The 13,360-nt window shown below is 38.3% G+C and carries 11 protein-coding genes; 4 read left to right on the forward strand and 7 right to left on the reverse strand.

Annotated elements, in window-relative coordinates; genetic code table 11:
• Positions 1 to 35: 35 nt before the first annotated feature.
• The 4 genes from obgE to Q0948_RS09690 all read left to right on the forward strand — a co-directional run bounded on the left by obgE (position 36) and on the right by Q0948_RS09690 (position 6,890).
• Positions 36 to 1,034, forward strand: coding sequence for a GTPase ObgE (gene obgE / locus Q0948_RS09675; protein WP_298351613.1), 999 nt, complete (start codon positions 36 to 38; stop codon positions 1,032 to 1,034).
• Between the two features lie 116 nt (positions 1,035 to 1,150).
• Complete coding sequence (locus Q0948_RS09680; protein WP_298351615.1) at positions 1,151 to 5,290, forward strand: T9SS type A sorting domain-containing protein; 4,140 nt, start codon at positions 1,151 to 1,153, stop codon at positions 5,288 to 5,290.
• Between the two features lie 54 nt (positions 5,291 to 5,344).
• Entirely contained in the window at positions 5,345 to 5,875 is a 531-nt protein-coding gene (locus Q0948_RS09685; protein WP_298351618.1) for a DUF4136 domain-containing protein, read from the forward strand.
• A 43-nt stretch (positions 5,876 to 5,918) separates the two neighbouring features.
• The gene (locus tag Q0948_RS09690) at positions 5,919 to 6,890 is read left to right on the forward strand and encodes a tetratricopeptide repeat protein (RefSeq protein ID WP_363317826.1); all 972 of its coding nucleotides are present in this window, start codon (positions 5,919 to 5,921) and stop codon (positions 6,888 to 6,890) included.
• Positions 6,891 to 6,892: 2 nt separating this feature from the next.
• On the opposite strand, the gene Q0948_RS09695 is transcribed toward Q0948_RS09690, so the two are convergent.
• From Q0948_RS09695 to Q0948_RS09725, 7 genes are all read right to left on the reverse strand, one after another.
• Positions 6,893 to 7,630, reverse strand: a complete 738-nt coding sequence (locus tag Q0948_RS09695) for a M15 family metallopeptidase (protein ID WP_298351620.1) — start codon at positions 7,628 to 7,630, stop codon at positions 6,893 to 6,895.
• On the reverse strand, positions 7,627 to 8,577 hold the full coding sequence (locus Q0948_RS09700) for a GNAT family N-acetyltransferase (protein ID WP_298351623.1): 951 nt from the start codon (positions 8,575 to 8,577) through the stop codon (positions 7,627 to 7,629). The genes Q0948_RS09695 and Q0948_RS09700 overlap by 4 nt, the downstream gene beginning before the upstream one ends.
• 8 nt (positions 8,578 to 8,585) lie before the next feature.
• The gene (locus Q0948_RS09705) at positions 8,586 to 8,867 is read right to left on the reverse strand and encodes a GNAT family N-acetyltransferase (RefSeq protein WP_298351626.1); all 282 of its coding nucleotides are present in this window, start codon (positions 8,865 to 8,867) and stop codon (positions 8,586 to 8,588) included.
• Between the two features lie 71 nt (positions 8,868 to 8,938).
• Positions 8,939 to 10,108 carry a gliding motility-associated C-terminal domain-containing protein gene (locus Q0948_RS09710; RefSeq protein WP_298351629.1) on the reverse strand — a complete coding sequence of 390 codons (1,170 nt, stop codon included), beginning with the start codon at positions 10,106 to 10,108 and terminating at the stop codon, positions 8,939 to 8,941.
• Positions 10,109 to 10,111: 3 nt separating this feature from the next.
• Positions 10,112 to 11,116, reverse strand: a complete 1,005-nt coding sequence (locus Q0948_RS09715) for a hypothetical protein (RefSeq protein WP_298351632.1) — start codon at positions 11,114 to 11,116, stop codon at positions 10,112 to 10,114.
• Positions 11,117 to 11,130: 14 nt separating this feature from the next.
• Positions 11,131 to 11,862, reverse strand: coding sequence for a hypothetical protein (locus tag Q0948_RS09720; RefSeq protein WP_298351635.1), 732 nt, complete (start codon positions 11,860 to 11,862; stop codon positions 11,131 to 11,133).
• 6 nt (positions 11,863 to 11,868) lie between these two features.
• Positions 11,869 to 13,359 (reverse strand): hypothetical protein, encoded by a 1,491-nt coding sequence (locus Q0948_RS09725; protein ID WP_298351638.1) that lies wholly within the window; start codon positions 13,357 to 13,359, stop codon positions 11,869 to 11,871.
• Between the last annotated feature and the right edge of the window lies 1 nt (position 13,360).

Here is a 13,360-nt window from a genome sequence, read left to right on the forward strand (position 1 = left end):
AATCATTACAATTAAATATAAAGGCTAGCTGAAAGATGACTGAAGGAAATTTTGTAGACTATGTAAAGATTCACACAACCTCTGGTAATGGGGGATCTGGATCTGCGCACTTACACCGCGAAAAGTTTATAGAAAAAGGAGGCCCAGACGGTGGTGATGGTGGTCGTGGTGGACATATTATAGTGCGAGGTAACTCAAACTTATGGACACTTATACACCTTAAATTTAAACGTCACTTGAGAGCTGGTCACGGAGGTAATGGTGCAAAGTCAAGATCTACTGGCCTAGATGGAGAAGATACCTATATAGACGTGCCTCTAGGTACTACAATAAAAGATACAGAGACAGATAAAGTCTTGTTTGAAATCACAGAGGATGGTCAAGAGTTTATCGCTGCCGAAGGTGGTATGGGAGGTCGTGGTAACTGGCACTTTAAAAGTAGCACTAACCAGACACCTAGATATGCACAACCAGGTATAGATGGTTATGAAGTCTCACTTACCTTAGAGCTTAAAGTTCTGGCAGACGTAGGTCTGGTAGGTTTTCCTAATGTAGGGAAGTCTACATTACTAGCATCTATCACAGCGGCCAAACCAAAAATCGCAAATTATGAGTTTACCACTCTTAAGCCTAATTTAGGTATTGTAGAGTACCGCGATTACAGGTCATTTGTAATGGCAGATATACCAGGTATTATAGAAGGAGCCTCAGAGGGTAGAGGGATAGGCCACCGATTTTTACGCCACATAGAGCGTAACTCTACATTGCTCTTTATGATTCCGGCAGATGCAGATAGTATCTCAGAGCAATATGAGATTTTGCTCAATGAGCTTAAAAAGTATAATCCAGAAATGCTCGACAAGAGCAGAATGATTGCTATTACAAAAAGTGATATGCTGGATGATGAGCTTAAAGCAGAGCTTTCTGAAGAGCTAGATAGAGAACTTCCTATTCCTTATTTATTTATCTCTGCAGTTGCACAACAAGGTCTTATAGAACTTAAAGACGCCTTGTGGAAAATGATGAATGAGTAGTTTTACGCTCTCGCGAAAGCGTGATAATGAAACTTTTAGACATTAAATGTAAGTGGTTTCTTTCGTAGATATTAGTTTATTAACTATTTTCGGCGGAAGAAACCATTTTTATATTTATGAAACGACTATTACTCACTTCTTTTCTACTCTTTGTAGTATTCCCATTAATTGCTCAGTGTCCCACTTCCAGTATTACACTTTCTTCACAGGCAGATGTGGATGCTTTTATTATTGACTATCCAAATTGTACGGGCTTACAAGTAGAATTAGATATAAGCGGAGCTGATATTACTGATTTAAGTCCTTTGCAGAATCTGGAATCTGTAGAAGGTATTACGATTAGTAATAATAATAATTTAACCACTCTATATGGTTTACAAAATATACAGACTATAACAGGTTTTAATTTTATTATAAATCAAAACCCAATGCTTGAAAATCTTGATAGCCTTTCAAGTTTAGTTAATATGGATGTGCAATTTTTTGATATCTCGTTTAACGCCTCTTTAGTTAATCTAGATGGTCTAGCTAGCGCATCTATAACAACTAGAGACTTCTCTATAATGGATAATAATGTTTTAGAAAATTTTGATGGACTAATAGGTACTTCTGAAATTATAGATGCTTCAATGTTTAATATAACTAATAATCCAGCCTTAGTGTCGATAACAGGTTTGGCAAATGCAGAGATTACCGGGGCATTTGATTTTCTAATTGCAAATAATAATACGTTGTCTAGTCTAGATGGTTTAGAAGGGATTTTTGGTTTTATAGATATTATTAGTATCAATAATAACGATGCTCTTGAAAGTATTAGTGCCCTCTCTGGAGTAGACACAGTAGGTATGGTGATAGTTATGAATAACCCGACCCTAACCACACTAAATGGCTTAGAGGGATTAGAAACAGGATATAATGATTTTTTATCTATTGAAATTATTGATAATAGTAGTTTAATTGATATAAGTGCTTTAAATGGGATTGACAGATTTACATTAACAAATTTATCAGTTAATAATAATCCGGCCCTTTCAGAGTGTAGTTCTTATCTCTTGTGTAGCATCTTGCAGGATGAGAGTAGTTCTACCAGTTTTGATATCTATGATAATGCACCAGGCTGTAATAGTACAATAGAAATAGAAGAAAACTGTGTTGCCTGTCCTTCTGGCGATCTTATTTTAAACTCTCAAGCAGAGGTTGATGCTGTAGGTGTAGATTATCCAGAATGCTCAATAATAAGTGGACTAGTTATAGACGGTGATGATATTACAGACTTGTCTCCTCTTTCTAATATCTCTAATGTACTTGGTAATATCATTATTAAAAATAATAATATGTTACAAACCCTTGAGGGATTAAATAATCTCTCATCATTTACTGGCAGTGAATTAAGTATCGTAAACAACCCATTGATTACAAGTATAGGAGCCTTAAATAATCTTGTAAATTTAAATGAGAACTCTGAGCTGGTTGTTAAGGTAGAAAATAATGCGATGCTAGCCTCTTTACAAGGACTGGGGAGTATTGATTTTACAAATGTTATAGAGGCTTACATTGTTAATAATGATGCGTTAGTTAATCTATTAGGACTGGAGAATGTTACTTTCCTATTTACATTAGTGATAAGCGATAATGATGGTTTAACTTCATTAATAGGGCTAGACAATTATAATGAGGGGATGGATATTTTAATAGATAATAACGCGAGCCTCATACATTTGGACTTACCCAATTTTATAAGTATTCAATATTTGACAATCTCAAATAATCCATCACTTCAAAATCTCGATGGCCTAAGCTCTCTACAAAATGTTTATGTAGGCATATCTCTTGAAGATAATGTATTGCTAACTAATATAGATGCTCTAAATAGTATAAACTTAAGTAATGAGACGGGAGAGATAATAATAACAGACAACAGTTCTTTAAGCTCTTGTAGTATAGATTACATATGTTCTTATCTTGAGGGAGAGGGAGTGCTTACAGTTGCAAATAATAATGAAGATTGTAATACACTAGATGAAATAAACCAATTCTGCGCGCCGTGTGAATATCCTGTAATTTTAAATAGTCAAGAGGATGTAAATAATTTTCCAACACTTTATGCAGAATGTCCCAATTCTCTAGTAAATGGTCTTCTAATTCAAGGTGAGGATATTGTAGATTTAACACCTCTAAGTATAATAACTAATGTTGAAAATGGTCTCATAGTAGCTGGGAATCCACTTTTAGAAAGTCTAGAAGGTTTGGAGGGGCTTACAAGTGTAGATGTATTTGAAATAAACGAAAATGAACAACTCACATCTCTTGCTACTTTCTCATCACAACTCACAGTAAACAGTCTTAATGTTTTAGGGAATAGTTCTTTAACAAGCTTAGGAGGGTTTGAAAATGTGATGCAAATTGAGAATTTAGTTTTGTTCAGTGCTACCGGGTTAATCTCGCTGGATGGTTTTCCTACTGGCCAGACAACTGTAGCAAATATTGATATCTTTGAAACCACCAATCTAAATGATATTACCGCTCTCTCAAACATATCTACAGCTGAGAGTGTAAACATTGGTTTAAATCAATCGCTTGATAATCTAGAAGGTTTTGAGGGGTTAACCACGATTCAGTCTAACTTAACTATAAGTGCTAACCAAGTACTTACGAGCCTCCAAGGATTAGATAATTTATCATCAGAACTATCAGAAATATCTATAACATTTAACCCAGTGCTAATTGACATCAGTGCCATAGGCGGCGTGATGACAAGTTCTCTTACGTCATTGCAAATTGAAGATAACGTGCTTCTAGAAGTTTGTAGTAATCTCGCAATTTGTAATTATCTCAACGACGGAGGTAATGCTGTGATAGCTAATAATAGCGAGGGATGTAATAGTATTGTCGAAATTCAAGAGGCTTGTGAGGCTTATTTTAATATAATCTCGGGCACGGTAGCTTTTGATTTTAACAATGATGGTTGTGATGTATCAGATTATGACGCCAGTAATATTTTAGTTACCACTACTGGTGAGGGTGAAATATATACCTCCATTACAGATGAGAATGGATATTATGAATTATTTGTTCCAGAAGGAGTATACGTGTCCTCAGTTGTTCAATCATCATTGCCAGTCGGATTTACGGGAGCGCCAGATACCATCGAAACCGTTTTTGAGGGGTTGACAGAAAGCGCTGAGGTGAGTTTTTGTTTAGTTGCCGAAAATGATACTACAGATGTGAGTATCTCTCTACTACCCTTACAAGATCCTAGGCCTGGACTCGAAGCCCAGTATATTATACAATTTGAAAATCTAGGAGCACAAACCGTTAGCGGAAATATCTCATTTGAATTTGATAATGAGATTATGTTTTATTTAAATTCTTCATTATCTACTTCTGCTATAAATGAAACGAATATTGAATGGACTTATGATAATCTAGCTCCTTTTGAGAGTAGGTCATTTCTTGTAAATTTTGAGTTATTTATACCGCCTACAGTACAAGGGGGGGAGGAGTTAAACTCGCTTGTACAGATCACCCCACTTGATAGTGATATAAATACAAGAAACAATACACAAGGTATAAAGGAAGTCGTTGTAAACTCTTACGATCCTAATGATAAAACGGTAATACAAGGTTCAGAAATTTTTGAGGAGCAAGTAGGAGATTATTTAGATTATCTTGTGCGTTTTCAAAATACTGGTACAGCAGATGCCTTAGAAGTAGTAGTTACTGATACGCTAAGTAATAATCTAGACTGGAGCACATTTAGAATACTTGATGCAAGTCACGATTACCGTGTAGAAATTACAAATGAGAATGAAATTGCTTTTATTTTTGAAGACATAAACCTTCCTCCAGAAGAGGTGGATGCTCCAGGTAGTAATGGCCATATTGCTTTTGAAATTAAAACAAAAGATGATCTTGTACTAGGTGATACTGTAGAGAATACAGCAAATATTTATTTTGACTTTAATGAACCTATTATCACAAATACTGTTGTCACAACTGTTGTAGAACCATTGGCATTAGAAGATTTTAATCCAATAGAAGTTATAATATACCCTAACCCAGTACAGACGTTATTTACAGTAGAGTTGCCTACCTATGTTGAAGTTTACAATATAAGAGTATTGTCTGTTCAAGGTCAAGAACTTATGAAGTCTAAGGCTACAGATGTAGATATTTCTAACTTATCTAGAGGAATTTATTTTCTAAACATTAAAACATCTCAGGGTATTTATACAAAGAAGATCGTTAAGAACTAACAAAATATAATAATCCGTGTAAACCTTTGTTATCTTTATGCAAAACAAAGATTTATGCGGATTTTTTTATGCCTCATTATATGTGCGCTACTCACGAGTTGCGGGACAACATTTGTAGATTATGACTATGATACAAAGGTAGATTTCTCAAAGCTTACCTCTTATAACTATGACTTCTCTGAAGCAACTGGGCTACTTGAATTTGACGAGCGTAGAGTGGTGAAATATACAGATAGTATGCTGCAATCTCGCGGCTACATCAAGACTGAGACTAATGACTTTTTTGTAAAAATCACCTCAGAAGAGTATGAGACACGTTCTAGAAACACCTTAGGCGTAGGCGTAGGTGTAGGAGGTGGTGGAGGTACTGTAGGGGTAGGAGTAAGTGGCGGCATACCCATAGGCGGTCCAGAGCGACACCTCAAGATGGTTGTTACTGTTTACAAAGCATTAGGTAATCAGCCCACGGTATGGGAGGCTATAAGTGAGAGTGATATTAAAGTAAACGCAAAACCTGATAAACGGGATGCACATTTTAAAAAGTTAGTAGAAAAAATTTTTAACAAATTTCCGCCAGAGCAGTAATTGCACTTTGGCACCATAATGGTATATATTTGTCTAAAATAATATGATGAAAAAGTGGTTTATTATTCTATTGTTTCCTGTGGCGCTATGTGCTCAGAATGTGAGTGATAACGCTTTCGCGAAAGCGGAAAAACTTTTTAAACAGTCTCAGTACACCCTTGCACAGCCACTGTTTGTAAACTACCTGAAAATACATCCAGATGACCCTCAAACTCTAGAATATCTAGGAGATATAGAAGGCTATGCAAAAAACTGGGATGGAGCAATTCCTTATTACGAAAGCTTAGTAGAAAAGTATCCAAACAACGCAAACTACCATTATAAATATGGAGGTGTACTGGGTATGAAAGCTCTTGCTGTAAACAAGCTGAGAGCCGCTACAATGATAGGTGACATAAAAGAGCAATTTGAAACAGCAGCCCGACTAGACCCATCTCATATAGATGCACGCTGGGCACTTGTAGAATTTTATATTCAAATACCAGGTATAATAGGTGGTAGCGAGGCAAAGGCAAGAAAATATGCAGACCAGCTACTTGATATCTCAAAAGTAGATGGATATCTCGCTCACGGCTACATTGCAGAGTATAATGGCAAGCCTAGTGTAGCAGAGTACAATTATAGAAAGGCTGTAGATGTAGGTGGTTCTGTCACTTGTTATACCAAGTTAAGAGAGCATTATGAGAAAAATAATGAACCACAAAAAGCCTTTGAAACGGCTTATGAGGCGCAACAAAAACATTCTCAAGAGAACAGGTTACAGTACCAGCTAGGTAAGGTGGCCGGGCAGTACGGTATAGGGCTTGATCAAGGTATTATGGGGTTGCATCATTACATAAAATACCACTCTGCGGCAGATGGCGTGCCTAAGGATTGGGCATATTTACGCCTTGCTCAAATCTACAAGCATAAAGGTGATAAAGAAAAAGCAGAGCAATGGATTAATAAGGCACTTGCTAGTAGGTCAGATTTTAAAGAGGCCTTACAAGAGCGCAAAGCTATTAGGAATTTATAATGCTAAGGTAGCAGCGCAGGATTTATGTCACCTACATTTTCTTTAAGATAGCGATCTATAAAAGTGTCTGTAAAGTGCTCACTTCCTAGTAAGTTTGCAGCTTGTAATTGCGACTTTATATCCAGCGCTTGATATGCTTTGAGGTAGTCTAGAGAGAGTGCTTTATAGCTATAATGCCAGGGCTCATATTTAAAGCCTTTCCTGTCATACGTATCAGTGTAGACAAGGTAAAAGCCAAAACTATTTGCGTGTGCATCCATCCATTCTTTAAACTTACAGAAGGGACCACTTCCGTGAAATTTTGACGGAACTAGTAATCCGCTAGTAACTCCTGGTGTGGCGTCTACAATATCTATATCTGTCCCCCAGTGATGCCTTGAGGTGCCAGGTATGGTAGAGTACTCAATAATTTTATTGATGGTTGCAAGGTGGCTTAGACCGCTTTCGCGAAAGCGTTTATACTTACGCTCCCATATTCTGTTTTGATGATTATAATCTCTGTAGCTTGATACTACTTGAAATTTTATACCATCTTTAAGAGCGGCAGTTTTCATCTCTTCAAAAGCGATGGCAGCTTCTGGTCTAAGTTTATAGGTTGAGGTTGTGGTGAGTTGTGGTGAGCCTTTACCTAGTAGCTCGTCTCTATCTATCATACCCAGTATTGCTGCCCTAGCCGTAAGTGGGAGAGAAGCTGCAAGTATACCTAGTACTGTGAGTTTCGAAAATGATCTTCTATTCATAAGAGCTGCTTTTTCATTCTATAATGAGGTCCCACTTTAGGAATATCAAACAAGGTGCCATCTACTTGATAACCTAAATTTTTATAAAACTGTAAAGCAACAACTCGGGCATTAAACCATAGTAGTGTTTTGCCTTTTTCTTTAAGTAGTGCCTCGCCTTTTTTTAATAGGAGTTCTGCAATGCCTTTTCTTCTATACTCAGGCAACACGGCCATTCCTCGTAGTCTATATTGTGCGCCAGTAAAGCCGTCGTGACTGTCATCCATAAAACTCGCAACACCTATAATGTCATTATTATGAAACATACCTAGGTGAAAGGTGCTTGTCTGCTCGTCTGCCTCCATATAGACATCTTCTAGCGGACGCCCTTTTCTTAAAACAGGATGTCGCACGGGCCAGGTTTCTTTGGCGCTTATTTCTTTGAGTTGATAGGCCTTGTTTTTAAGGTGATATAACCTAGAGGGCATATCGTGATGTATAATAGTTTTTATATATGAGAAGCCTTGATTGTCTAGCAAGATTTGAGATGCAGTATTATCACGATGTGTACGAGCAATTATATAAGGTAGCTTTAAAGTATCAAAAGCATATGTAATACAAGCTTGTGCGCTTTCTGTAGCATATCCTTGTCTCCAGTATTTTTTATGTAACCTATATCCAAGATCAACCTCTCGACTTTCAGTATTATACTTGAGCCCGCACCAGCCTAAAAAGGTGTTGTCAGTTTTTCGTACGATAGCAAATCTACCCAGCCCCGTTTTTATTGTTGTTTGGGGTTTGTAGTAAACTGTTTCAATATAATTTTTTATAAAAGCTTGTGCCTCTTCTGTATTTGTAAAGGCTTTGTCCCCCGTATATTTAAGCACCTCTGGGTCTGCATTCATCTGGAAAAGATCTTCAGAATCTTGAGGTATAAAATCTCTAAGATACAAACGTTCTGTTTCCATCGTAACCATTAGGCAAGTACGTCTTTAAAATCTGGATTACGGTCAAATTGAACTTCGGCAAAGGGGCAAAGAGGGTTGATTTTTAGGCCATTCTCTCTAGCAAAAGTAACTGTGTGAGCCACAAGTCTTGAGGCAAATCCTTTACCTTCTTCTGGAATTTTTGTTTCGGTATGGTCTATCGTTATGACAGCGTCTTTGTCTTTAGAGTAGGTAAGTTCTGAGATGATGCCATTATCACCTTTCATATAAAATACACCTCGATCTTCTCTTTCTTTATGCTGGATATCCATATCTCTCTGTTGTGGTTAAAGCCGGAAATATAGATTAAAGAAGTTTAGTAATGATTGACTTTAGGAAAATTTTAGCGGTTTAGGTAGAAGGCTCCTGCTTGATCTTTTTGATCCTTTAATTTAAGCACATAATAATAAGTCCCCACAGGGAGTTTATTATCTTCTGCGATAGTAACGCGGCCTTGCGATGTCCCGTCAAAAGAGTTGTCATAGTTTTTCATACTAAAGACTTCTACACCCCATCTATTATAGAGGTATAGTTCATTGTCTGGACTAGTAGCAAGTCCTTCTATGACAAAAGTGTCGTTAACACCATCTCCGTTTGGGGAGAAAAATGTGTATACATTAATACCGCTACTTGCCTTAAGAACAGATCCCAGTGTATAAGCCGAAAAGTCATTAGGCTCAAAAAGCTCAGATGTAATTTGGCCATTGGTCTCATCACCAGAAAAACTAGCATTTCCTAAATTCACCCATCTATTTAAAACATTAGAAAAACCTACAACACGCAGTGAGCTCAAGCCATCTGCAAGTACTGGTACCTGAGTATCTTCATCCCAAGTGAGTCTTGCTTGTACTGGTAGAGGCCCGTTTAAATCCCAATACTCATTAGGGTCTATAATAGAGAGTGTATTTTCAAATAAATCTGTGTTAAATGATCCAGGTAATGTACTAGGAGTGTCTGGATCTTCAAAAAAGTATGCAGCTTGATAAGTAGTTATTGCAGGGTTGAGAGGTATTACTTTAAGCTGGCGAATTTTAAAATCATCTCCTATAGGAAAGTCAAATTCTAGGTTACCTTGATTTGTAACATAACCATCTACGTGATTGCTATCGCTTTCTCCAAGATAGATAGCGTTGTTTGTGAAGTCAAGATTAATACCAAGGTCTTCACGAGGTGTGGTAATTCTACCATTTATAAAATCTAGTAGGCTAGTAACCCCTACAGATACCTCAAAGTTAAGATCATTTGGTACGTCAACCTCCATATTGAAGAATACAGGCTTGTTATTACCTAGTACAAAAAGTTCTTCTGTTGGATTGTAAAAACCAGCAAGACCAAGATTACTGTCAAAGTCTCCATCATTAATTAAATCACCGTGAAAACCTATAGCCCCATCTTGATGTATCTGTATATTACCAAAGTTGTGCAAAGATTCTTGAGCATATGTGACAGAAGTACTTAAAGCTGTAGCTAGAAGAACTAATGTTACAATTGCATATGTTTTTATATCATTCATAATTTAGGGTAATAAGTAAAAGGTAATACAACCGCAAGAAGTACCTGTTCCCGTGCTTGTAACAAAATTAACTGAGCTTGCAGATATCTCACGATAAGCATTATTACCATTTATAGGGCTAGTGCTAGTAAATAAATAGTCAAAAGTTCCATCTAGATTATCCTGCTCTACTACTGTGTGATTGCCTAGGTTTAAAGTACCTATATCATAAGGTACATTATCTAGTAATATTTCATAATTGTATGTCCCGGGAGCATTAGGCGCATTAAATTGTAATGCCCAGTAAAATGCATTGTTATCATTGAGCTGTATGTTTGTGAAGTCTCCCGTAGGAGTTCCGCTAGAAGTTAATGAGGTCACGCCACTAGGGGGTGAGGTACTTCCAGATAAGGATACATCTGTAACAACTTCAATCTCTGCTGTGACATTAAAATACCAAACTTCCTCTACATAAACATCTGCAGTACCACCGTTATCACCAGTGCCTATATATACATCAAACCCGTTTGCAGTCTGTGTGCCTGTCACTACTTGTGCGATGCGACCGTCTCTGTTAGTTAAATCTTCTTGTATACCTAGAGTTATTGGGTATGATGCTCCATTAGGGTGTGGAGATGTAAATGCGACACTATATCTTCCAGTTGTTCCTGCAATTTTTGTCACAGTACAGTTAGTATTATAGTTATTTGTTCCATTTGCAGCTGTTTGAGCAGCAGCAAAGGAATAACCAATGGTTTGCTTGGTAACATTAAGAGTAGGAGTACTACTGTTATTTGACCCAAGGTCATTTGTACTTAGTAGACGTACCCATTGTGTAGTGTTTCTGTAGTAAATAGAGTCTAGATTATCGTCGTACATAATAGTCCCCTCAAGAGGTGTTCCAGTAACATTAGAGGTTCCTACACCATCGTCGTGCTTAAGTTGTTGTAATAACTGGGCATCTACTGTTTGCGCTTTCGCGAAAGCGATAGAAAATATAACACCGAAAATATATAGGTAACTTTTCATATTTTAGATTTTCATTATTTATAAGCCGTGTATAATACGAGTAGTGCTTCATTATTTACATCTCCAGGTTGAACATCTACTAGAACGTTTGTACTATTTGCGGTCACTATACCATCTGTATAATTTACTGTAACAATAAAGCCATCTGTAGTAAATTCTTTAAAAGCAGCTTCTATCTTACCTAGGCTATTTCCGTTTTGATCGCTATAGCGCACACCTATACAATTACTGCTACTGGCATATCTTGATATATCGTTTATAGAATTTCCGTGACCTCCAGAAAACATTGCCTGTTGAGTTATAGAACTAGCAGCATCTTCTCTTGCAAAACCTTTCATTGTGCCAAAGGAGTTATCAATCCCTCTATCATTATCACCCACACCATTGTCAGAATCTAAATCGCGGCTCTCCACATTTGCAGACGCCGAAAATGTGACTTGCGATGGTTTAAAAGGTATGTTGTCTACTGTCACATCACCCTCTCCAGAGATGATAAACCATCCAGTGTATATATTCTTCTCTGTAAGAAGTTCCAAAAACCCATTATTTGTATATTCGAAAATCCTATTTTCATCTGTATTATAAACCAGCATACCAATCTCTAAATCTGCCGGATCGTATGCGTCAATTTCTAACTGTGATGCCTTCTGCACATTAACTAAATATGCAGGGTCTGTGGTTTGCGCTTTCGCGAAAGCGTAAACAAAAACAAGAAGTATAGTTAAATATAAAGGGTTGTTTTTCATAGTTTTTTATTCGTAGGCTGTAAATAATACAATAACAGACTCATCAAGTATGTCATCACTAAAAGCAGTACCTCCTATTGTTCCTATGGTATAAGTTACATTAAGATTAAAACCTGTAGCTGTAAAGCTCGCTAGAGATGCTGAGATAACACCTAGATTGTTACCGTTATTATTAGTATACCTTAAGCCTATGCACTGTGTATCATTAGCATATCTAGATATGTTATTAATAGAGCTACCACTTCCGCCAGAAAATATAACCGCTTGTGCAATAGGACTGCCTGCTCGAGCAAATCCATTCATTGCGCCAAAGGTGTTTTCAAGCAATCCAGTATTATTTGCTCCTAGCGCATTATCATCATTAATGTTAAACGCCCCTATATTAGGATGCGCCTTAAAAGTAACTTGCGAAGGCTCAAAAGGGATGCCTGATATACTCTGGCTATATGTTCCAGTGGTGGTTAATGTGCTGTTGTCTATAATAAAAAATCCGGTGTATGTTCCTGATGGTCCTACGGGTCCCTGGGGTCCTTCTACTCCTTGAGCGCCTGTGGGTCCAGCTGGTCCTTGAGGTCCTACAGGGCCTTGTGCTCCAGTAGGTCCAGCAGGTCCAGTTGCGCCATCTGCTCCGGTTGCACCAGTAGATCCCTGTGGTCCAGCATCTCCTTGCGGGCCAGTGGCACCTGTCGCTCCGTCTGCACCAGCTGGCCCTTGCGGTCCTGTAGCGCCAGTCGCACCGTCAGCTCCTTTTGGACCTATTGGTCCTTGTGGCCCAGTTGCGCCTGTTGCTCCGTCTGCACCTGCTGGTCCTTGTGGTCCCTGCGGTCCAATTGCACCTGTTGCTCCATCTGCACCTGCCGGTCCAATCGCTCCAGTTGCTCCGTCTGCACCTGCAGGTCCCTGTGGTCCAGTTGCACCTGTTGCTCCGTCTGCACCTGCCGGTCCTTGCGGTCCAATTGCTCCAGTTGCTCCATCTGCACCTGCCGGTCCTTGTGGTCCAGTTGCACCCGTTGCTCCGTCTGCACCTGCCGGTCCTTGCGGTCCAGTTGCGCCCGTTGCACCATCTGCACCTGCTGGTCCCTGCGGTCCAGTTGCGCCTGTAGCTCCATCTGCACCTGCTGGTCCCTGCGGTCCAGTTGCACCTGTTGCTCCGTCAGCCCCTGCTGGTCCTTGTGGACCTACAATTCCTACAGTGACAGCGGTGTTATTTTCATTTGTGTACGTAGCCGTGCCATTACCATTATCTACAAAAGTAGTTACTGTTTCAGATACATCGACATCGGTTAGTATTACTAAAAAGCCTGATGTCGTATATTCAAATATTCTATTTACATCTGTATTGTATACTAGCATACCTATTTCTAGATCTGCCGGGTCATAGGCATCAATTTCTGATTGCGACGCTTTTTGCACATTTATTAAATATGCAGGGTCTGTGGTTTGCGCTTTCGCGAAAGCGTAAAAACTTAAGAGAATTATAAAAATTGCTTTTTTCATA

The sequence above is a fragment of the uncultured Dokdonia sp. genome (assembly GCF_947496725.1).
Lineage (GTDB): Bacteria > Bacteroidota > Bacteroidia > Flavobacteriales > Flavobacteriaceae > Dokdonia.